At 68.2% G+C, this 21,468-nt stretch carries 21 protein-coding genes; 16 read left to right on the top strand and 5 right to left on the bottom strand.

The window, feature by feature from the left end:
* Nucleotides 1–18: 18 nt before the first annotated feature.
* Together BCEP18194_RS01990 and BCEP18194_RS01995 are read left to right on the top strand one after the other, a co-directional pair.
* A complete protein-coding gene (locus tag BCEP18194_RS01990; protein WP_011349617.1) occupies nucleotides 19–351 on the top strand; it encodes a hypothetical protein in 333 nt (110 codons plus the stop codon).
* A gap of 148 nt (nucleotides 352–499) precedes the next feature.
* Nucleotides 500–1,552, top strand: coding sequence for a helix-turn-helix domain-containing protein (locus tag BCEP18194_RS01995; RefSeq protein ID WP_011349618.1), 1,053 nt, complete (start codon nucleotides 500–502; stop codon nucleotides 1,550–1,552).
* 45 nt (nucleotides 1,553–1,597) lie between these two features.
* On the opposite strand, the gene BCEP18194_RS02000 is transcribed toward BCEP18194_RS01995, so the two are convergent.
* Together BCEP18194_RS02000 and BCEP18194_RS02005 are read right to left on the bottom strand one after the other, a co-directional pair.
* A complete protein-coding gene (locus tag BCEP18194_RS02000) occupies nucleotides 1,598–3,010 on the bottom strand; it encodes a hypothetical protein (RefSeq protein WP_011349619.1) in 1,413 nt (470 codons plus the stop codon).
* Nucleotides 3,011–3,149: 139 nt separating this feature from the next.
* Nucleotides 3,150–3,704 carry a GNAT family N-acetyltransferase gene (locus BCEP18194_RS02005; protein ID WP_011349620.1) on the bottom strand — a complete coding sequence of 185 codons (555 nt, stop codon included), beginning with the start codon at nucleotides 3,702–3,704 and terminating at the stop codon, nucleotides 3,150–3,152.
* A 242-nt stretch (nucleotides 3,705–3,946) separates the two neighbouring features.
* Here BCEP18194_RS02005 and BCEP18194_RS02010 point away from each other — a divergent pair, with 242 nt between their 5' ends.
* A complete protein-coding gene (locus BCEP18194_RS02010; RefSeq protein WP_041492581.1) occupies nucleotides 3,947–4,852 on the top strand; it encodes a DMT family transporter in 906 nt (301 codons plus the stop codon).
* Nucleotides 4,853–5,021: 169 nt separating this feature from the next.
* On the opposite strand, the gene BCEP18194_RS02015 is transcribed toward BCEP18194_RS02010, so the two are convergent.
* Nucleotides 5,022–5,783, bottom strand: a complete 762-nt coding sequence (locus tag BCEP18194_RS02015; RefSeq protein WP_011349622.1) for a 2-keto-4-pentenoate hydratase — start codon at nucleotides 5,781–5,783, stop codon at nucleotides 5,022–5,024.
* A gap of 391 nt (nucleotides 5,784–6,174) precedes the next feature.
* Between BCEP18194_RS02015 and BCEP18194_RS02020 the strand changes: the two genes are divergently transcribed.
* From BCEP18194_RS02020 to BCEP18194_RS02050, 7 genes are all read left to right on the top strand, one after another.
* Nucleotides 6,175–7,413 (top strand): ABC transporter substrate-binding protein, encoded by a 1,239-nt coding sequence (locus BCEP18194_RS02020; RefSeq protein WP_011349623.1) that lies wholly within the window; start codon nucleotides 6,175–6,177, stop codon nucleotides 7,411–7,413.
* Between the two features lie 70 nt (nucleotides 7,414–7,483).
* Entirely contained in the window at nucleotides 7,484–8,353 is an 870-nt protein-coding gene (locus BCEP18194_RS02025) for a carbohydrate ABC transporter permease (protein ID WP_011349624.1), read from the top strand.
* Complete coding sequence (locus tag BCEP18194_RS02030; RefSeq protein ID WP_011349625.1) at nucleotides 8,350–9,252, top strand: carbohydrate ABC transporter permease; 903 nt, start codon at nucleotides 8,350–8,352, stop codon at nucleotides 9,250–9,252. The genes BCEP18194_RS02025 and BCEP18194_RS02030 overlap by 4 nt, the downstream gene beginning before the upstream one ends.
* 4 nt (nucleotides 9,253–9,256) lie before the next feature.
* The gene (locus BCEP18194_RS02035) at nucleotides 9,257–10,042 is read left to right on the top strand and encodes an SDR family NAD(P)-dependent oxidoreductase (protein ID WP_011349626.1); all 786 of its coding nucleotides are present in this window, start codon (nucleotides 9,257–9,259) and stop codon (nucleotides 10,040–10,042) included.
* Nucleotides 10,039–11,184, top strand: coding sequence for a galactonate dehydratase (gene dgoD, locus BCEP18194_RS02040; RefSeq protein WP_011349627.1), 1,146 nt, complete (start codon nucleotides 10,039–10,041; stop codon nucleotides 11,182–11,184). The genes BCEP18194_RS02035 and dgoD overlap by 4 nt, the downstream gene beginning before the upstream one ends.
* A gap of 31 nt (nucleotides 11,185–11,215) precedes the next feature.
* Entirely contained in the window at nucleotides 11,216–12,295 is a 1,080-nt protein-coding gene (locus BCEP18194_RS02045) for an ABC transporter ATP-binding protein (RefSeq protein ID WP_011349628.1), read from the top strand.
* Nucleotides 12,296–12,368: 73 nt separating this feature from the next.
* Entirely contained in the window at nucleotides 12,369–13,274 is a 906-nt protein-coding gene (locus BCEP18194_RS02050; RefSeq protein ID WP_050781538.1) for an SMP-30/gluconolactonase/LRE family protein, read from the top strand.
* A 22-nt stretch (nucleotides 13,275–13,296) separates the two neighbouring features.
* On the opposite strand, the gene BCEP18194_RS02055 is transcribed toward BCEP18194_RS02050, so the two are convergent.
* Nucleotides 13,297–14,292 (bottom strand): LacI family DNA-binding transcriptional regulator, encoded by a 996-nt coding sequence (locus BCEP18194_RS02055; protein WP_226219765.1) that lies wholly within the window; start codon nucleotides 14,290–14,292, stop codon nucleotides 13,297–13,299.
* A gap of 319 nt (nucleotides 14,293–14,611) precedes the next feature.
* Between BCEP18194_RS02055 and BCEP18194_RS02060 the strand changes: the two genes are divergently transcribed.
* The 6 genes from BCEP18194_RS02060 to BCEP18194_RS02085 all read left to right on the top strand — a co-directional run bounded on the left by BCEP18194_RS02060 (nucleotide 14,612) and on the right by BCEP18194_RS02085 (nucleotide 20,201).
* Complete coding sequence (locus BCEP18194_RS02060) at nucleotides 14,612–15,733, top strand: porin (protein WP_011349631.1); 1,122 nt, start codon at nucleotides 14,612–14,614, stop codon at nucleotides 15,731–15,733.
* A 49-nt stretch (nucleotides 15,734–15,782) separates the two neighbouring features.
* On the top strand, nucleotides 15,783–16,925 hold the full coding sequence (locus tag BCEP18194_RS02065) for a 2-dehydro-3-deoxygalactonokinase (protein WP_011349632.1): 1,143 nt from the start codon (nucleotides 15,783–15,785) through the stop codon (nucleotides 16,923–16,925).
* 2 nt (nucleotides 16,926–16,927) lie between these two features.
* Nucleotides 16,928–18,712, top strand: coding sequence for a hypothetical protein (locus BCEP18194_RS02070; RefSeq protein ID WP_041492434.1), 1,785 nt, complete (start codon nucleotides 16,928–16,930; stop codon nucleotides 18,710–18,712).
* Between the two features lie 160 nt (nucleotides 18,713–18,872).
* On the top strand, nucleotides 18,873–19,346 hold the full coding sequence (locus tag BCEP18194_RS02075; RefSeq protein WP_011349634.1) for a universal stress protein: 474 nt from the start codon (nucleotides 18,873–18,875) through the stop codon (nucleotides 19,344–19,346).
* 15 nt (nucleotides 19,347–19,361) lie between these two features.
* Nucleotides 19,362–19,553, top strand: coding sequence for a DUF2964 family protein (locus tag BCEP18194_RS02080; protein WP_011349635.1), 192 nt, complete (start codon nucleotides 19,362–19,364; stop codon nucleotides 19,551–19,553).
* 87 nt (nucleotides 19,554–19,640) lie between these two features.
* Nucleotides 19,641–20,201, top strand: a complete 561-nt coding sequence (locus tag BCEP18194_RS02085) for a hypothetical protein (RefSeq protein WP_011349636.1) — start codon at nucleotides 19,641–19,643, stop codon at nucleotides 20,199–20,201.
* 42 nt (nucleotides 20,202–20,243) lie between these two features.
* On the opposite strand, the gene BCEP18194_RS02090 is transcribed toward BCEP18194_RS02085, so the two are convergent.
* Complete coding sequence (locus tag BCEP18194_RS02090; protein WP_041492586.1) at nucleotides 20,244–21,428, bottom strand: tetratricopeptide repeat protein; 1,185 nt, start codon at nucleotides 21,426–21,428, stop codon at nucleotides 20,244–20,246.
* Nucleotides 21,429–21,468: the final 40 nt, after the last annotated feature.

Genomic DNA, 21,468 nt, shown 5'->3' on the forward strand with positions numbered 1-21,468 from the left:
GTATTCGAAGGAGCAGCCATGAAGAAAATCTTGCAGCGCACCGTGACCTTGAGGACTGTGCTGGGTGCGGCGGTCGCCGGCCTCGTGTTGTCGGCGTGCGGTTCGACGCAGATGAACATGATCGACGTGCAGACGTCGACCGCGAAGACGCTCGGGCTCGCGTCGTCGGACGAGATCACGGTCGCCAACGTGCAGTACGGAAAGAAGGACGGGCTGGGCGGCCAGAAGGTGAGTTATGACGCGACGACCGGCAAGGGGCGGCGTTTCGGCTGTACGGTGTTCATGATTCCGGGGCTCACGCCGATCGATCGGCCGACGTACAACAACTGGGAATGCCATCCGCAACGCTGATGGCCGCGGTGACGACCACGCCCGCCGCAGGGCGCCGGTCGGCCGCTTGGGTGGACGACATGCCGCGCCGGCCTTGCGCCGGCGCAATTTGGTCCGATAATCGACGAACCGATCTATCCTCTCGTGTCGGCTCGATAAAACAACTGCCATGGATCAAGCGGCATTCGTCCCTGTTTTCAAGTTTCGCACGATCGACTACCCCGAGCAGGACCGGTTCCACGTATGGGTCAAGGACATGCTGTGCGACTACCGTCTGGATGACGACGGCGGCCACGGCGCGTTCGACGCGGAAGCGAGCGGCGCGGCGCTCGGCCCGCTGATCCTGTCGGGCCGGCACTGGCGGTCGCGCGCACCGGCCTATCGGGTCAATCGGACCACGCGGCGGATTCGCCTCGACGGCCAGGATTCGATCCGCTTCACGCTGCTGCTCGGCGGGCGGCTGGCCAGCCACACCGGCGGGCCCGAACTGGTCAAGGGGGCCGGCGACGTATTCGTCTACGACGTCGCGCAGGTCAACGACTGCAGGGTCGAGGCCGGCGACGTGATCAGCCTGGTCGTGCCGAGGTATCTGTTGCCGAGCCATGCCGCCCAGGCGCACGGCCAGACGCTCACGAGCGGCGTGGGGCGGCTGCTCGGCGACCACATGCTGTCACTGTTCCGCAACCTGCCGAATCTGCGCACGCACGAGATCCCGAGCATCGTGCAATCGATGTTGCTGCTGCTGGGAGCGGCCGTTTCCCCGACCGCGCAGGCGCTGCAAGACGCTCGCGGCCCGATCGACGAGGCGCTGGCCGAGCGGGTCCGGCGCTACATCGACGTGCATCTGCTGGAGCCCGACCTCGATCCCGATCGGATCTGCCGCGACATCGGCGTGTCGAGAGCGCGGCTTTACCAGCTGTTCAAGGAAGACGGCGGCGTGATGCGGCAGATCACGCGCCGGCGGCTGCGCCATGCGTACCACGTGCTGGGCGACCCGCAGCGCCGGCATCAGCGCATCGCGGAAATCGCGTGGGCGCACGGCTTTCCCGACGAGAAGTATTTCCACCGGCTGTTCAAGGCGGAGTTCGGCCATACGCCGAAGGAAACGCTCGAGTGCGCGACCGCGCCGGTTCTGCTGCCGTGCGATGCGGCCGAGGATCGATGGGCGGATGGCGGCCGCCTCACCGGATGGACGTTGCCGTTCGGCGTGCTCACCAACTGAGCGGGCGGCGCGTTCCGGCCGCCGCACGGCGGTTCGTTTCGTGCGTCACGCGTACACGCTGCTCGCTATACCGTCTTCATCGACGTCGTCGATCGCGGCCCGCAAGTCGTCGATCGCCACCATCAGCTCGCGCACCTGCCGCAACGACGGGTACTGATGCAGCACGGCCTGCCATTGCGGCAGCGTCAGCAGCGCGTGCCAGACGACGCCCAGGCTGCCCGGATCGGCATCCGGCCGCTGCGCGAGCGCGCTCGCGTATTCGAGGCTGGCTTGCGCCGACAGCAACTGCATCCGGCTTGCGGCGCCCAGCAGGCGCGGCGTCGTGTCGGCGGATGCATCGCAGCAATAGAGCACTTCCCGTGGCAACGCTGCTTCGTCGGTCGTCAGCGCGTGCAGCGACGCGCCGTGTACGCGCACCGTGCCCTGGTGCGTCTCGAACGCATAGGTCGTGGCGGGGTCGGCCTGCGCGAGCAGGTTCAGGCCGCGCAGCAGCCGCGGCAGATCGGTCGTCGCGGCATCCGCGGACGCCTTCGCTTCGACGAGGAAGCGCACGTTCCAGACGGGCGCCGGGTCGTCGCCGCGCGTGCGTTCGAGCAGGATGGAATCCCATTCGGTTTTCGCGCGATCGTGGCGGCCCGGTATCGATGACGGTACACGCATCGACGTCACCACCCGGTACGTGCGGCGTGCGTCGACGGCGTCGAGCCGGCGGGCCAGCGCGTCGAGCGCCTGCGCGGCCAGCGCTTCGACGGCTGCGCCGCGCTGCTGCGACGCGACGCCCTGCGCGACGGCGACGGTGCTGCCTTCGAGCGGGCCCTGGCGCACCCAGAGTGCGCGGTAGCGACGCACGTGCGCGTCCGATGCCAGTGCGTCGACGCGCAGCATCCGTTCGAGCGCGGGGCTGTCCTTCAGCTTGACGATGTCCTGCTCGAATGCGGCGTCGGTCGCCATGTCGGGGAGCGCGAGCAGGTGCCGCAGCGTGTCGTGCAGATCGGCCCACGACGCGGCGGTGGCAGCCGCATGCAGCCGCGCGAGCCCGTCGCGTTGCCAGGGGCGGGCGCTGCGCTCGAGCTTGGCCGGGTGCGCGATCGCATTGACGGCCGAGTGCAGCGCGCGGCGGTCCTGCTCGGCGTGCGCGGATAGCGACGCGTATTCGCGCACGCTGGGCGCATCGTGCCGCAGCACCGCGGCCTGAAAGGCGGGATCGCCGGCGTGCGTATCCATTGCATCGCGGATCATCTGCGCGAGCGCGTCGATGAAGCGTTGCCGCAATATTGCGTCGGGCGTCTGTCCGTCGCTGCGCATTCGGCGCGCTTCCTCGATCACGATCGCGAGCGTGGCGGCCGGGTTCGCGGCGTCGGCCGGCGACAGCGCGCTGTCGAGCGGCGGCAGCCGATAGCGGCGCGCGACGGTGCGCAGTGTTTCGTCGAGCAGGGCGGGAAGCGGTGTCAGCGACATGTTCGGTATCGGCGTGAAAGCGGTGCGCGTGCCCGGGGTTCGGGCTTGCGCGCGCGATGATGTGCAACGTTATCACGCCGGGACGGGCGGGATACGGGGCGTGTCGTTGCGAACGGGCTTGATGCCGCGGCACGCGGCATCAGTCGCGCGCAATGTTCCGGGTCAACGTCTCGATGGTCAGGGTTTCGTCTCGTGGCCTGCCGACGCCGGCGTCGAACGGGTAGCCCGACCGCTCGCCCGTTCGCGTATAGCCGCGGCGCAAGTAGAAGTCGATCAGTTCGTGGCGTGCCGACAGCACGACCATCACGGCCGTTTCGAGGTTCCAGCGGCGAACGGCGAATTGCTCGGCTTCGTTCAGCAACGCCTTTCCGAGCCCGCGGTCCTGCATCGACGGCGCGACGGCCAAGGTGCCGATATAGGCCGCGCCGCCGTCTTTCCTGACTTCGATGCAGCCGGCAATGGCGGCGTCGATCTCGGCGACGAGCAGGACGGTGTCCGGTGCCTGCAGCGTCGCGGCGAGCTGTGACGACGTGATCCGCGGGCCGTCGATCAATGCGGCTTCATGTGTCCATCCGGCGGCAGCCGTCGTCGGGCGGTACGCAGCGTTGACCAGTTCGACGAGCGCGTCGACGTCCTGCTCGTTCGCTATCCGGTAGCTGGCGGTGCGCCGGGTCGCGCCTGTCGTTTCATCCATTGAAGCCCTCGGTGTCCGTTGCCGCGGTTGGTCCTGAACGTCATGTCGTCCAAGGATAGACGAACGATCGGCCGGCATCGGGACCGACCCGGCCGATCAACCGGCAATCCACATTTCGCGTCGCGCTGAAGCGTTCGCGCCAGGCCACCGGCATCATCTGCTGATGCGGCCCGTGCCGAACGGGCCGATTCCACCCCCGTCATGCACTGCGAACGCGCCTCCCCGACATGCAGCAGCCCGTCATGCCCCGCAGCCCGCCCGCCGTCGCGGATCTGCTCCTGCTCCTCGCGCTCTCGACGTTATGGGGTGCGTCCTACACGTTCATCCGGATCGGCGTCGAGACGATTCCGCCGCTGACGCTGATCGCCGCGCGAACCTTGATCGCGGGCTCGGTGCTGCTGCTGTGGATGCGTATCCGGCGCATTCCGATGCCGAGCGACCTCGCGGTCTGGCGGCGCTTCTTCGTCCAGGCGCTGTTGAACAGTGTCGTGCCGTTCACGCTGATCGCGTGGGCCGAGCGTTCGGTCGAAGCCGGCCTCGCGACGATCCTCAATTCCGCGTCACCGGTGCTCGCGTTCGTCGGCACCTGGCTGATCACCCGCCATGAACCGCTGACGCCGCGGAAGCTGTTCGGCGTCGTCGCCGGGCTCGTCGGCATCTCGCTGGTGGTCGGCGTCAGCGCGTTCGACGGGCTCGGGCGGCAACTCGTGTCGCAACTGGCGATCGTCGCAGCGACCGTCTGCTACGCGGGCGCCGCGATCTACGGGCGGGCCTTCAGCGGACTGTCGCCCGCGGTGCCCGCCGCCGGCTCGCTCATCGTCGGCGCGGTCGTGCTGGTACCGGCCAGCATCGTCGTCGATCGTCCGTGGACGCTTCATCCGTCGCCGCCTTCGCTGATCGCGTTGGCGGCGCTCGCGGTGTTCTCGACCGCGCTCGCGCTCGTCATCTACTTCCGGCTCGTGCAATCGCTCGGGTCGGTCGGCACGACGGCGCAGGCCTATCTGCGCGTGCCGATCGGCGTCGGCATCAGCATGGCGCTGCTCGGGGAGTCGCTGTCGGCATCGGCGTGGGTGGGACTCGGATGCGTCGTCGCGGGCGTGGCCGCGATGACGCTGCCGTCACGCCGGCGCGGGCAGCCACGCTCCTGACGTTGGTCACGCAATACGTCACGTGTCGATCGTCGCCGTTACGCTGCGGCTAGCGACCAGCGACCAGCGACCAGCGACCAGCGACCAGCGACCAGCGACCAGCGACCAGTGACCAGTGACCAGCGACCAGCGGTACGGCCCGCTCAGCCGCGCCCACGCGCCACGCCCATCACGCCGTCAACGTCACCGACAGGCTGCCGAGTTCGCCGAAGCGCACCGTCAGCGCGTCGCCGAGCGGCACGTCGATCGCACCCGCATACGAACCAGTCGTCACGATCTGCCCGGCGCGCAGGGGCTCGCCGCGCGACGCGAGGAAATTGACGAGCCACACCAGCGGCTTCAGCGGATCGCCGTCCGGATGGCGGCCGTCGATCGCGCGGTTCAGCGCGCCTTCGAACGACAGCGCCAGCGTTTCGAGCGGCACGTTCAGCCCGTCGGGCACGACCGGGCCGACACACAGCCCCTGGTTGAATTGCCCGTCGGCCAGCAACTCGAACTTCGACGCGCGCGTGGGCTCCGCATAGCGGCAGCCGAGCACTTCGAGCACGATGCGCACTTCGCGGATCGCGTCGCGCACGTCCTGTTCGTCGTACGGCTGATCGCGCGCGGGCAGGTCGCGATCGAGCACGAACGCGATTTCCGGTTCGATCCGCACGATCGGCCCGCCGACGACACGGTACGGCGCATCGGCCTCGCGGATCGTCGACGCGAAGATCGGCGCGAGGATCACGCGGTCGGGCGGCGGCAGCGCGCATTTCCAGCCGCCGACGGGTTCGCCGAGCAGGTCGGCCACGCGCTGCTGGATGGCGAGGGCGGTCTCGACGTTTTCGGGACGCAGCGCATCGGGCAGCAGCGGGCCGGGCGAGCCGGCATGGCGGGCGGCGACGAGATGCTGGGCGGCGCCGTCCACGCGTTCGGAAGTCGTTGTCATGTCGGTTGAGCGAGTTGAAAGTGGGCCGGCAAATAAGGGCCGGACGAAAGTCGGATAGTCGATGATAGCGCCTTCGGCACGATAGCCGCTCGAACCCGTTGCGAACGGGGCGCTCGCAACCGTCGCGACACGCCCCCGGGATATCCCCTAGACGATCGGTTCGCCCCGGCGCTTGCACGCCGGGCGGGTTGTGCGACACAATAGGGAAAGCGCTTTCCCAAATGAATCGGACGACGGGGAAACGCGGGATTCTGGCGCGACGGATCGCGGCCGCATGCATGCCGCACGGCCCGATCGCTGCACGCCATTGGCCTTGCAGCACTGGCCGTGCGCCACTCGCCGCGCGCCACTGGCCGTGCGCAACGATTCAACAACAACGTGGAGACAGCAGATGTTCAACAGGCTTCGGGCGGCAACTTTCGCAGTCCTTTCAGTGCTGGCGGCGCAGGTGTGCGCCGCGCCGGTCACGCTCGACGTGACGGGCTGGAAGGGCGGCGGCGCCGAGCCCGCCAACATGGCGGAGCTGATCGCAAAGTTCGAGAAGGAAAACCCCGACATCAAGGTCAAGTTCGAGTACATGTCGCGCAACGACACGACGACGGTCGTGTCGTCGCGGCTGCAGGGCGGCAACGGCCCCGACGTGCTGATGGTCGACCGCGAGCTGATGCGGCAGTGGCAGGGCGCGCATCAGCTGCTGGACCTGAGCGGCGAGAAGTGGGTGCCGACGATCTGGCGCGGCGTGCGCAGCCACACGCAGATCGGCGGCAAGACCTACATGCTGCCGATGGAGCTGGTCGGCATCGGGCTGTTCGCGAACCTCGACCTGTTCAAGCGCGCGGGCATCGCGACGGTGCCGACCGACGTCGACCAGCTGAAGGCCGCGTGCGGGAAGCTTGCGGCGGCCGGCATCACGCCGATGCTGCTGCCCGCGAAGGAAGGCTGGGCGCCCGCGGCGCTCGTGATCGCGTCCGGGCTGGCGGCCGGCGGCGGCGGCGATGCGGATGCGCGTGCCGAATCGTTCGTCGGCGCGGGCAGCGCGCGCTTTGCGGCCGATCCGGCGTTCAAGCAGTCGATGGCCGCGCTGAAGGTGCTCGCGGACGCGAAGTGCTTCGTGCCGCGCCTGAACAATGGCGTGAGCGCGTGGAGCACGGGGCTCACCGAATTCCAGGCGGGCCGCGTCGCGATGATGCCGCAGGGCGCCTGGAACATCGCGAAGTTCAGCGCGACGAAGGGGCTGTCGTTCCAGTTCGCGCCGCTGCCGGCGCTCGTGCCCGGCAACGGGCCCGTCGCGCTCGACATGCTCGGCACCGCGTGGGCGATCAACGCGGCATCGCACCAGGCCGACGCCGCGAAGAAGTGGCTCGCGTTCTGGGCGCGCTCGGACAACGATCGCCAGTTCCTCGATGCGGAAGCCGGGTTCAGCCCGTTCGAGGGCGGCACCGACGCGATGCCGCCGCAGGCGCAGCCGTATGCGGCCGCGCAGAAGAACGGGCACGTCGTGCTGTATCCGAAGGGCGTGTGGACCGGCTCGCTGTTCACGGCGATCTGGAATTCGATGTCCGCGTATTTCCTCGACATCGGGCAGGACCCGGCGAAGCTGCTCGCCCGTTGGGATGCGGCCGCGCGATGAACCGCCTGTCCGCTGACATTTCCCGTGCCGCGCGAGGGTGCGCGGCGCGGTTCGACGAAGGAGGCGCACGATGAAGCGCAACCGGACCTTGCTGTGGTGCGCCGTGCCGGCGCTCGCGCTGTACGCGCTGCTGAGCCTGTATCCGCTGTTCAAGGCCGCGCGGATGAGCCTGACGGATTTCTCCGGCGTGGGCGACGCGCACTGGATCGGGCTCGCGAACTACGCGGCGGCGTTTCGCGATCCCGCGAGCCTGCACACGCTCGTCGTCACGTTCGCGTATGCGGCGATCGTCGTGATCGTGCAGAACGGGCTCGGGCTGCTGTTCGCCGCGCTGCTGTTCTCGCTGCCGCGGCTGCGCGGTGCGTTGCGCGTCGGGCTGCTGGTGCCGAGCATGTTCTCGGCGGTGATCGCCGGGTTCGTGTGGGAGTACCTGTACTCGCCGCTCGGCGGCGGCATCAACGAGCTGCTGCACCTCGTGCATCTCGACGCGCTGCAGCAGGTGTGGCTCGGCGATCCGTCGGTCACGCTGCCGGCGGTCACGGCCGTGCACGTGTGGATGTACGTCGGCTACTCGACGGCGATCTTCCTGGCCGGCTACCTGAACATTCCGTCCGAACTGCACGATGCGGCGAAGCTCGACGGCGCGAACGCGTGGGTGCGCTTCACGCGCATCGACCTGCCGCTGCTCGCGCCGGCGTTCACCGTGAACATCACGCTGAGCACGATCGGCACGCTGAAGACTTTCGAGCTGCCGCTCGTGCTGACCAACGGCGGGCCGGACGGCGCGACGACCACGCTCGGGCTGCAGATCTTCCACAGCCTGTTCAACGACTACAAGTTCGGCTTCGCGAGTGCGCTGTCGATGATCATGCTCGCGATCGTCGTGGTGGTCGCCACCACGCAGAACACGATCCTGCGCCGCCGGGAGGACAACCTGTGAACGTCATCCGTCAACGCTTTCATGCGGACCAGCCGTCCACCGGCACGTCGGGCGGCGGGCTGCGCACGAGTGCGCTGCTGCGCCGCGTGCCGGGGTTCGCGCGGCTCGTCGCCGCGATCGCGATCGTCGCGATCGTGCTGCTGCCGACGATCTACATGGTGCTGATGTCGCTGCGCACCGGCGACGACATCATCGCGCGCCCGCTGGGGCTGCCCGACCATGTGTTCTTCGGCAACTACGCGGCCGTGTTCACGCAGATGAACTACTGGCGCAGCGTCGCGAACACGATCGGCATCACGCTCGCGGTCACGTTTCTCGTCGCGCTGCTGTCGTCGCTCGCGGCCTATCCGCTGGCCCGCGTGAAGGGCCGGCTGTCGAACGCGGTCTACATCGTGCTGACGCTCGGCCTGACGATCCCGATGTTCGTCAGCCTCACGCCGCTGTATGTGCTGTTCCGCGACCTGCACCTGCTCAACACGTATCTCGGCGTCGTGCTCGCGTACACCGTGCAGAGCCTGCCTCTCGGCGTGTTCTTCTACACGAGCTTCCTGAAGCGGATTCCGCTCGAACTCGAGGAAGCCGCGGTGATGGACGGCTGCAGCCCGCTGCAGGTGTACTGGTACATCGTGCTGCCGCTGTTGCGGCCGATCACCGGCACGCTCGCGATGTTCGTCACGCTGTCGGTGTGGAACGACCTCGTCTATCCGCTGCTGTTCCTGACCGACTCGTCGAAGTTCACGATCACGGTCGCGGTGTTCCGCTTCATCGGCACCAACGACATCGACCCGACCAAGCTGTTCCCTGCAGCCGTGATGGGCACGCTGCCGCTGCTCGTGCTGTTCTTCATTCTCCAGCGCAAGATCGTCGCGGGTATCACGGCCGGCGCGGTCAAGGGGTAAAGCCATGAATCCATTCGAATCGCTCGACGGTCGCGTGATCGTCGTCACCGGCGGCGGCGACGGTATCGGCCTCGGCATCGTCGACGTGCTCGCGCAATGCGGCGCGCAGGTCGTCGTCGCGGAGAAGAACGCCGCGCGTGCCGACGCAGTACGCGAACGGCTCGGCGGGCGCGATGCGCTGTTCGTCGAGACCGACGTGGCCGAACCGGCGAGCGTCGCCGCGCTGTTCGAGCGTGTGGACGCGCATCACGGCCGGCTCGACGGGCTCGTGAACAACGCGGGCATCACGCTGCACGGCCCGTTCGACGCATTCTCGCTCGACGACTGCGACCGCCTGTACCGCACCAACCTGCGCTCGATGTTCCAGTGCGCGCAGCTCGCGGCGCCGCGCATCGCCCGCGCGGGCGGCGGCGCGATCGTCAACATCGCGTCGAATCACGCGGGCGCGAGCGTGCCGGGCTTCGAGATGTACGCGGCGACCAAGGGCGGCATCGTCGCGATGTCGCGTGCGATGGCGACGAGCCTCGCGCCACAGCGCATCCGCGTCAACACGCTGAGCCCCGGCTTCACGCTGAACGCGCCGATCGGCGCGGCCCTCGAGCGCGATCCCGCGCTGCTCGACGCGTATCGCGCGCTGCATCCCGCGCAGCGCATCAACGAACCGGCCGATATCGGCCGGATCGCCGCGTTCCTGCTGTCGGACGCGGCGGCCGGCATCGCCGGCGCGGATCTCGTCGCCGACAACGGCATGTCGGCGCTGCTGTTCAACCGGACCCGTTCCTCCACATGAAGATCACCGAAATCGAAACATTCGCGGTCGCACCGCGCTGGCAGTTCGTGAAGGTCAGCACCGACGAGGGCCTCGCCGGCTGGGGCGAGCCGATCGTCGAAGGGCGCGCGGCCACCACGGCCGCCGCCGTGCACGAACTTGCCGACTACCTGATCGGCCGCGACCCGCGGCATATCGAGGACCTGTTCCAGGTCATGTATCGCGGCGGTTTCTATCGCGGCGGCCCGATCCTGACGAGCGCGATCTCGGGCATCGAGCAGGCGCTGTGGGACATCAAGGCGCGCGCGCTCGGCGTGCCCGTCTACGACCTGCTCGGCGGCCCGGTGCGCGACAAGGCGCGCGTCTATGCGCACGTGAAGGGCGACACGCCCGAGGACATGGCCGCGAACGCGCGGCAGCTCGTCGAGGCCGGCTATACCGCGCTGAAGATGGGCGTGGTCAACGCGACCGACTGGATTGAGTCGCCGGCGGCGATCGACCGCGCGGTCGCGCGCTTCGGCACGGTGCGTGACGCGATCGGCAAGGAGGTCGGGCTCGGCATCGACTTCCACGGCCGCGTGCGCCGCCCGGTCGCAAAGGCGCTCGCGAAAGCGCTCGCGCCGTTCGACCCGATGTTCTACGAGGAATTGCTGCTGCCCGAGCACAACGACGCACTGCGTGAAGTCGCGCGCGACTGCGCGGTGCCGCTCGCAACCGGCGAACGGCTGTTCACGCGCTGGCAGTTCAAGGAGCTGCTGCAGGAAGGCGTCGTCGACATCGTGCAGCCGGACGTGAGCCATACGGGCGGGATCTGGGAGCTGCGCAAGATCGCCGCGATGGCTGAAGCGTACGACGTCGCGGTCGCGCCGCATTGCCCGCTCGGGCCCCTGACGCTCGCGGCGTCGCTGCAGATCGATTTCTGCACGCCGAACGCGTTCATCCAGGAGCAGTCGACCAATGTGGCCTATCACGACGACAACGCGATGTACGCGTACACGCGCGGCATTCCGTTCGCGTTCGACGCGGGCTACGTCGCGCGCCCGGATGCACCGGGGCTCGGCGTCGAGATCGACGAGGAGAAGGTGAGGGAAGCCGCTGCTATCGGGCATCGCTGGCGCAACCCGGTGTGGCGTCGCGAGGACGGCTCGGTCGCCGAATGGTGAGCGGCTGCAACGGACGAGGAGAAAGGCAATCATGGCAAGTGTGTCGCTCAAGCAGATCCGCAAGCGCTACGACGACGGCGCGGACGTGATCAAGGACGTCAGCCTCGACATCGAGGATGGCGAATTCATGGTGTTCGTCGGCCCGTCGGGCTGCGGCAAGTCGACGATGTTGCGGATGCTGGCGGGGCTCGAGGAGATCACGTCGGGCGACCTGCTGATCGACGGCCGTCGCGTCAACGACGTGCCGGCCGCGAAGCGCGGGCTCGCGATGGTGTTCCAGAACTACGCGCTGTATCCGCACATGACGGTGTTCGAGAACATGGCGTTCGGGCTGAAGCTCGCGGGCGTCGACGCGGCCGAGACGCGCACGCGCGTCGGGCAGGCGGCCGAAGCGCTGCGGCTGTCCGCGCTGCTCGACCGCAAGCCGAAGGCGCTGTCGGGCGGCCAGCGGCAGCGCGTGGCAATCGGCCGCGCGATCGTGCGCAAGCCGGGCGTGTTCCTGTTCGACGAACCGTTGTCGAACCTCGACGCGGCGCTGCGCGGCGGGATGCGGCTCGAACTCGCGCGGCTGCATCGCGAACTCGGCAGCACGATGATCTACGTGACGCACGACCAGGTCGAGGCGATGACGCTCGGCGACCGGATCGCGGTGTTCAACGGCGGACGCATCGAGCAGGTCGGCTCGCCGCTCGCGTTGTACGAGCAGCCGGCGAACCATTTCGTCGCGTCGTTCCTCGGCTCGCCGTCGATGAACTTCCTGCCGTGCCGTGCGCACGGCGGCGCCGACGCGTTGCGCTTCGACGTGCCGGGCGGCTCGCTCGCCACGACGCCGGACGCGACGCGCTCATGGCCGTCGGGTTCGCTGCAGCTCGGTATCCGGCCCGAGAACCTCACGGTCGGCGCACCCGGCACGGGGCTCGACGGCCGCGTCACGCACGCCGAGCACCTGGGCGACGCGACGATCGTCTATGTCGAGCTCGCGGGCCACGACCGGCCGCTGTCGGTGCGGCAGAACCGCGACGCGTACACGGTCGCGGCCGGGCAGCCGGTCGGCGTGCGCTTCGACATGTGGCACGCGCACTTCTTCGACGACGCGGGCCGCGCGCTCTGAGTCCGGCCCGGCCGGCAGGTTCCGCCCGCCATACCGGCGGGCGGCCGAACGCATGCATAAAAACAGAATTTCGATGACGACAGTAAAACTGGTACAGGGCGCGAATGCGATCCTGGGAGAGGGCCCGCTCTGGTGCGAACGCTCGGCGTCGCTCTACTGGATCGACATCAAGCGCACCGCGCTCTACCGCTACACGCCCGGCCACGGGCAGACCGGCTTCTGGCTGCTGCCTGAGCTGGCCGGCTGCGTCGCGAGCGTCGACGACGGGCGGCTGCTCGTCGCGTTGAAGAGCGGCCTGCACCTGTTCGATCCCGCGCACGGCACGCTCGAACGGCTGGCCGACGCCGCGCATGCGCGGCCGTCGCTGCGCTACAACGACGGCGCGGTGGATGCGCGCGGCCGCTTCTGGGTCGGCACGATGGCCGACGACGGCGACGGCCCCGGCGATCTCCATTGCTTCGAGCATGCGCATGCGTCGCGCGTCGCGGTGGCCGGCTTCGCCTGCGCGAACGGGATGGGCTGGAGCCCGGACGGCTCGACGATGTACGTCACCGATTCCGGCCGCCGCACGATCTTCGCGTACGACTTCGACGTCGATGCAGGGCGGTTATCGAATGCGCGGCCGTTCGCGACGTTCGGCGACGCGCGCGGCGTGCCGGACGGGCTTGCCGTCGATGCGGAGGGCGGCGTGTGGTCGGCGATCTGGGATGGCTGGCGGCTGCATCGCTACGCGCCGGACGGCGCGCTCGACCAGGTCGTCGAGATGCCGGTGCAGCGGCCGACCAGCGTCGCGTTCGGCGGCGCCGATCGCGCGACGCTGTTCGTCACGTCCGCATCGGTCAACGTGAGTGCGGACGGGCTGCTGCGCGGCCCGCTCGCGGGCAGCCTGTTCGAGACGCGCCCGGGCGTGGCCGGGCTCGAGCAGCATTGCGTGGCGCGCGCGTGGCTGGGTGACGCGGTCGCGGCCACGCCGCGTTGATCATGCAGTAAGCGGCAAGCGCTCAGCGGCGGCGCGCGTCGCGCGGTCGCACCGTCGATTCGCGCACGACGAGTCGCGATTCGAGCATCGTATGCGGGGCAGGCGACTTGCCCGCGAGTGCGTCGAGCAGCGTCGTCATCGCGACTTCGCCCGCGCGCTCGGTTTCGGTGTCGATCGACGTCAGCGTGGGCGACGTGAGCTTGCCGAGTTCGAGGTTGTCGAAGCCGCACACGGCGACGTCGTGCGGGATCGCGATGCCGAGCCGTTCGGCTTCCTTGATGAAGCCGGCCGCGATCATGTCGTTGTAGCAGATCACCGCATCGGGCGGCTCGGCCGACAGCATCACCGACGCGCACACGCGCTCGCCGTCGGCCACCGTCGCGCGCGGCACGCTGAAGGTGCGCAGCGGCAGGCCGGCACGCGCGAGCACCTGCTCGGCGCCGGCGCGGCGTTCGTCGTCGCCGCGTGCGTTGGGCAGGCTGATGTACGCGAAGCGCTGGTACTTCTCCATCAGCAGGTGCTGCGCGAGCATCTCGCCCGCACGAACCGGATCGGAGTACAGCGTGAGCAGCCCGTCGCGCGGCGCGGAACCGACCGCGACCACCGGCTTGCCGAGGCTCGCGGTCCAGCGCAGGTCGTCGTCGGGCATGCTGGTGTTCAGGATCAGCCCGTCGACGCGCCGGCTCAGCTTCGTCAGCGCCGGCCGCTCGCCCTTGCGGTTCTCGTCGGCATCGACGATCAGGACGACGAAGTCGTTGCGCTGCGCGATCCGGTTCACACCCTTGACCATCGCGGTGAAGTACGGGTTGAGAATGTCCTGGATCACGACGCCGACCGCGCCCGTCTGGCCGGTGGCCATCGAGCGCGCGAGCGGGTTCGACTCGTAGCCGAGCTGCTCGATCGCTTCGGCAATGCGGCGTTCGACGTCGGGCGAGAAGCGCTTCGTCTTGTTGATGAACTTCGAGACGGTTCCGATGGAGACGCCTGCAGCGGCGGCGACTTCGTTGATCTTGGCCACGATGAAAGTGAGTGTCAGTGCATTTTGCCGGCGAGCATAGCATGCGCGCCGGTGGCGGCGACCGTGCGGCGGCATCGCAGCCATGCCGCGCGATCGGACTCGGTAGTATCCCTTGGAGGGCCAGAATTTTCTTGAAAAAGCGCAATCGCGCGCCGACAATGAAAGCGCTTTCCCGATTCGCGAGCATAGCACGTGTGCATTCCGTCAGAGACATCACGGAAATCGACGCACGACAACCGCCGCGAAATTTTTTTGCTGTCGAGGGAAAGCGCTTTCCCCAATTAGACGAGACGTGAACGAAAAGAAGGAGGAGATCTAGATGCGACAGTATGGGTGGATCGCGGCGCTGGCCCTGGCGGTGCCGGCCGTGGCGCAGGCGCAATCGAGCGTCACCGTGTGGGGGCGTGTGGGCGGCGACGTGCAGTACCTGAGCGGCGTGCAGAACGGCCCGCATTCGACGGGCTCGCGCTTCTCGGAAGGCAACGACTGGGGGACGAGCATCCTCGGCATCACCGGCAAGGAGGATCTCGGCGGCGGCAACCAGGCCGTGTTCTGGCTCGAATCGTCGATCAACGCGGCGAACGGCAACTACGGCGGCGGCGTGCTGTTCCAGCGCGGTGCGTGGGTCGGCTTCAAGAACGAGCGCTACGGCTTCCTGCGGCTCGGGCAGGGCTCGTTCATCAACAGCTATATCTGGTCGTACGATCCGCTGCTCGAGGAAAACTATTCGGTCGAGTCGCTCACGTCGTACCGCAACGGCCCGAAGCTGTCGAACGGGATCCGCTATGAATCGCCGAAGTTCGGCGGCTTCTCGTTCGCGCTGCAGGCGAACCTCGGCAACAGCTCGAACGGCTGGCTGCGCGGCTCGACGAACAACGTCGGTGCAACGGGCCTGTCCGATGGTGCGACGGTCGCGTACACGCACGGCGACTTCGAGGTACGCGCCATCTGGAACGAGATCCGCAACCAGTACGGCCGCGAAGACAACCTGTTCACCGCATCGCAGGAAGCGTTCATCGGCGTGCGCGACCGCTTCGGCCCGGCGCTGGTGCAGATCGGCTACACGCGCTACAGCGCTCCCGATACGCCAGCGGGCCTGTCGCGCACCGCGAACTACTACTGGGGCGGCGTGACGTACGACGCGACGCCGTTCCTGCATCTGCAGAGTGCCGTCTATTCGATGAAGATCGACGCGGGCCAGTGGACCGCCGACCACAGCGGCGAAGGGCGCTCGACGATCATCGGCCTCGGCGCGATGTACGACCTGTCGAAACGCACGTTCCTGTACGCGACCGCCGCGCACGTGTTCAACAGCGCGGGGGCGAACCTGGGCGTGAACCCGCAGTCGCCGGGGCTCGGCAACGGCAACGGGCTCGGTGCGTCGCCGATGCCGGGGCACGGGCAGACGGGCGTCTACGCGGGTATCGAGACGCTCTTCTGATACGGGCCTGACGAAGCATCGAGCCGCAACCGTCAAACAGAGGAATCCTATGCAAGATGCAACACCACGGCCCGGCGGCCAAGCGCCGGTGCCACGCCTGATCGCACTCGACTGGGGCACCACGTCGCTGCGCGCATACCTGATGGCGGATGCGCGGACGGTGCTCGACGAGCGGGCCGCACCGAAGGGCGTGATGCAGCTGGGCGGCACGGGCATCGCGATCGCCGACGCATGCGATGCGGCGTTCGAGGACGTGTGCGGCGGATGGCTCGACGCATGGCCGGCGCTGCCGGTCGTCGCGGCCGGCATGGTCGGCAGCACGCAAGGCTGGCGCGAGGCGCCGTATGCGGGCGTGCCGATCGATGCAACGCGGCTCGGCGCGTCGCTGCAGACGGTGCGCGCGCGGCGCGGCGTGACCGTGCACATCGTGCCGGGGCTGATCCAGCGCGGTGAGCTGGCGAACGTGATGCGCGGCGAGGAGACGCAGATCGTCGGCGCGCTGCAGGCGGGCGGTGCGACGCATGGCGCGACGAACGGCACGGCGCCGGTCCGGTGGATCGGGTTGCCGGGGACGCATTCGAAGTGGGTTGCCGTGCGCGGCTCGCGCATCGAACGCTTCTGCACGTTCATGACGGGCGAACTGTACGCGCTGCTGTGCACGCACAGCCTGCTCGGCCGCACGATGCAGCCGTCGGCCGGGTTCTTGCGCGACGCGTTCGAGCGCGGCGTGCGCGCCGCGCAGGCCGGCCATGCGACGGGGCTGCTCGCGACGATCTTCGGCAGCCGTGCGCGGCTGCTGGCCGGCGATCTGGCGCCCGCCGAGCAGGCCGACTACCTGTCCGGCGTGCTGATCGGCCATGAGCTCGCGGGGTTGGCGGCCGAACCTTGTGGGCCGGGCGGTGCGGCCCGCGATGCGGCGCTGCGACCGATGCTGATCGGCGACGCCGTGCTGTGTGAGCGTTACAAGCATGCGGCATCGCTGTTCGGCTGGCCGCCCGTCGACACGATCGACGGCGCGGCGGCAGCCGGCCTGTGGGTGCTGGCTGAGCGGGCGGGGCTGCTGCCCGCGGCAAGCGAGGAGGGGGCGCCGGTTCGTGTCGACGAACCGGCTGCCGGAATGAGCGGCCGGCACGAGGATCGACCTGCGGTCGACTCGATACCGGATCACGAATGCCATATTTCGGGAGACTGACCTTGAAACACTGGAAGATTGTCGCAGCGCCGCTGATCGGCGCGCTCGCAGCATGCGGTGGCGGAGAATCGGCGGACGGCGTCGCGGCCGGGCAGCAGTTGGCCGCCGTGCCCGCGGCTGCGGCCGAAAAGGCGACCATTGAAGTGCCCGGCACGCTGCACGTCGACTGCTCGCTCGGCTCGAACGGAACGGGATCGCCCGCGACGCTGGGCTCCACCGCGAATCCGATCCACGATCTCGCGACGTTGAACCGGATCGTGCTCACGCCCGGCATGCACGTGCGCTTCAAGCGCGGCACGACCTGTGACGGCAGCTTTGCGCCCGCGCCGGGCAGTACCGGCGCGGCCGGTGCGCCCATCGTCGTCGACGCGTACGGCGACCCGAAGGCGCCGCGTCCCGTGATCGCGGCCGGCTGCACCGATGCGACGGCCGACCCCGACCAGTCGATCACCGAGCAGCACAAGACGCCGAGCGGGTTCAGCGGCTATTACTCGCTGTGCAAGTCGGACAACCCCACGGTGAATCGCGCGGCCATCTCTCTCTACAACACCCAGTACTGGGAAATCCGCTCGCTCGAGCTGACCAACGATGCGACCACGCCCGGCGGCCGCCTCGGGCTGTATGTGCGGCTCGAGGATTACGGCACGGGCAGCCACTATCACGTCGACGACGTGTACGTGCATCACGTGCGCGGCTATCTGAAGGACGTCGCGAGCAATACGGTCGGGTCGTACAAGACGACCGGCGGGATGCTGTTCGAAGTGACCCGCGACAACGAGGCCGTCGGCACGAAGGAGACGCGCACCGGTTTCGACGACATCGCGGTCGAGAACAGCGAGATCTACAACGTCGACGCGGTGGCGCTGTCGACGCGATCCGCGTGGATGTGCCGGGAGGGCGGCGCACCGTGCGGCGACTATCCGCCGTACAAGGGCAATTCGGCGTACCTCACGAATCCGGCCACGCAGGCAGCGACGGACTATTTCCCGATGACGCACGTCGTGTTCCGCAACAACCTGATCCACAACGTCGGCGGCGACGGCATCATCGTCCGCACGGCCACCGCGCCGCAGGTCGAGGCGAATCACCTGTACGACATCTGGATGCGCGCGCCGGGCAACAGCGCCGGCGCATGGGCGATCAACACGGACGATGCGCTGTTCCGCTACAACGAAGTCAACGGCGTGCGGCTGCAGAACAATATCGAGGCCGGCGACGGGATGGCGTTCGACGCCGATCTCGGCACGCGCAACACGCGCGTAGCCGCGAACTTCAGCCACGACAACGACGGCGGGCTGATGCTGTTCTGCGGATGCGGTTCCGACGGACTGGGCCACGTCGCGCAGGAAACCGGCGCGATCGTCGAGAACAACCTGAGCCTGAACGACAAGCGGCGCATCGTGTCGGCCGCGGGCTCGGCCGATTCCGTCGTGCGCGACAACGTCGTGATTACGCGCACGCCGGGCCTGGTCACGCCGATCGTCGAAAACCTCAGCTACGCGAACGCGTTCCAGGTGACGGGCAACCGCTTCTACAACGCATCGGACAGCGGCGCGATCTTCCGGACGAAGAACGCGCAAGGCAGTTACGCGAACATCGTGTGGAGCGGCAACACGTACTTCGGCTATGCGGCGGATCCGGAATTCACCGGGCCGAACTATCGTCACGGCGCCCAGCCCGATACGGTGCTGCCGTTCGCGGGCCAGGACGTGGATGCGGTCGCCAGCGCGTGGTCGCGGGACAGCGGGTTCGACAAGCACAAGTACCGCGCGCCGCACGCACGATGACGCAAAGGCCTCCGGCGCGGGGTGGCGCCCTGCGTCGGCGGGTCGCAGCCTGGACGCCGGCGCGACTTGATCGTCATCAATATTCGAACCCGTCATCCGCCGATGATGGTGACAAGGCCGCGCGATCAGACGCGCGGCAACTCACCCCAGCGAGGTTCGCATGTACAAGAAGATCATGGTGGCCGTCGACGGCAGCGCTTCGTCGAAACAGGCGCTTGCCGAGGCAGTGAAGGTCGCGTTGGCAGGCGACGCGCACGTCAGCGTCGTGTATGTGGTGGACAAGTCGGTGCTGTTCACTTACGCGGGCCGTTTCGACCCGCACGCACTGGTCGAGGAGATCCGCGACGATGGGCGCAAGGTGTTGCGCGAAGCGGAGCAGATCATCGCGCTGGCCGGTGCGAAAGGCGAGGCCGAACTCGTCGAGACCGAAAGCATCGGCGAGGACATCGCGGAGCGCCTGCAGCGCTACGTGAAGGAATGCGGGATCGATCTCGCGGTGGTCGGCACGCACGGGCGGCGCGGGATCCGCCGCGTGCTGCTCGGCAGCGTCGCCGAACGCTTCGTGCGCGGCTCGAAGTGCCCGGTGCTGCTGATTCGCGGCGACGATGACGATGTCGCGGCTGCGGCTGCTTAACGCAGTGGGTGCGCGATGATACGTCGTCAGTACCGGATCGTTGTCGCGGCGATCGCCGTGTTCGTGTCGCTCGCGGGCATGATGGCCGTCGTGTCGGGGCTGCTGTTCGACAACGCGACGGCGCTGCGCGGCGGCGCGATCGCGCTGGTTGTCGGCGTGGCCGGGTTCGTCGTGATGCTCAACCCGGGCGCGAAAGGCGAGGGGTGACGCGCCGTGCTGCATCTTTCCTTGAAGGAATGCGCGCAGGCACTATAGTGCTCGAAGAACGACAACAACAACGAGCGCACGACAACAATGAAAACGAGGGACCTTGCGGCGATCGGCGTCGTCATCGGCGCGGCCGTGCTGCCTGTATTGTCTTGGGCCGGAACGGCGGCACCGCCGGCCGGCTTCGGTTCGCATGCGTCGTCCGGTACGTCGGCCACGGGCACTTCCGGCGTGTCCGGGCAGCACCCGGCCGCAGACCGCTACGGCGATCACTCGACGGATTTCACCGATACGATCGGCGGTATCGACTCGCAAGGTGACGGCATTCGCGACGACGTCCGGGCGTACATCGACGATCAATACCCGGACCCGTTGCAGCGCGCGGCGATGCGGCGCTACGCGGCCGTCCAGCGCGATTTCATGATGCACGGCGATACGCGTGCAGGTGCAATCGAAGGCTTTACGCGCGTATTCCGTTCGCTTGAATGCGTCAGTAGGCTGATGGGGCAGCCAGGCGTCAACCAGTCGAAAATCATCGCTGCGATGATGTCGAACACGAGGCAGCGCTTCGCCGCCAACGGTCATGCGATGGCGAATGCGTCCGGGCACATCTACATGCAGTCTCAAGGGGATCCGTGCGCGCAGTGACCGGCGTTCCCGCCGATCGCTGCATGCGGCGCGAAGCGTGAGTTACGTGCCTGTCGTTCCTGGCGACGCCGCGCTGTCCGGGATCGCCTGCACGTTCAGCCGCTTCAACGTTTCCGCCAGCTCCTCGTTCTTCGGCTGAACCTTCCGCGCCTGCGCGAACGCATCGCGCGCTTCATCCTGGCGTCCCAGTTTCCACAGCACTTCGCCCTTGTGCGTCAGCCCGATCGCATGGGCTTCGCTTGCGTCCTTGTCCTTGTCGCCGTCCTTCGCGAAGATCGCGATCGAGCGGTCGAACCACGTGAGCGCTTCGTCGTTGCGACCGAGGCGATACAGCGCCCAGCCCTTGCTGTCGAGCGCGTACGCATCGTCCGGCGATTCCGCGAGATGCGCGTCGATCATCGCGAGCCCGCGCTCGACTGCGACGCCGGCGTCGGCGAGCCGGTAGCCGATGTCGTTCCGGCGATCGTCGGGAATCCTGTCGAGATCGAGCGCGGCGGCCACGCGCCCCTCGTCGTGTTCTGCGATCGCGAGCGACAGCAGCTTGGCCACGATCTGCTGCCGCAAATCGCTGCTGATCCGGTCGCGGTTGGCGACCAGGCTGCCAAGGTATTGCGTGTACAGGTCAGGCGCGCCCGGGGCGTTCGCGCTGTTCGCGATGGTCAAGCCGGGGCCTGCGCACCAGTCGGTGTCGGCCGACCCGGCCAGCGTGCCGGCGTAAAGATTGACGTTGCGCGGCGTGCGCGATTGCGCGTAGTAGGTGTAGCCGTTCGCATCCGAATAGCCGCACGCCAGGTATTCGTTCTCCACGTCCAGCACGTACGGGAAATGGCCGATCGGTGCCGAGCCGCCCGGCTCGACTAGCCGGAACGATTCGCCCAGGTCGCCGTCGCCGACGATCGGGTTGAACACCCACTGCTTCTCCGGATGCAGCTTCGGCAGCCGGACCCGGACCGTGCGCCCGGCCGCGTCGGTCGTGCCGAAGATCACGCTGTCATGCTCGTCCGGCTTGACGGGCAGCCCCGCGATGACCTGACCGGGCAGGAACAGCCGGTAGCGCGCATTCGGCAGCGGCTGGTGCGTGGCGGGGTCGCGCAGCACGAACTGGTGAACGTAAGCGCCTTTTCCGAACGACGCCGTCGGCGCGACGTAGGTGCGCGCGTAGGCGGCGGGCAGGGCGGTGCAGCTCAAGGCCGCGGCAACGAGCGCGGCGAGAAGGCGGGATGTCATGAATTTGCGGTTCTTGTTGGTAAAGGTGTTATTGACCGAC

Origin of the sequence: Burkholderia lata, from assembly GCF_000012945.1 — a bacterium.
Classification (GTDB): domain Bacteria; phylum Pseudomonadota; class Gammaproteobacteria; order Burkholderiales; family Burkholderiaceae; genus Burkholderia; species Burkholderia lata.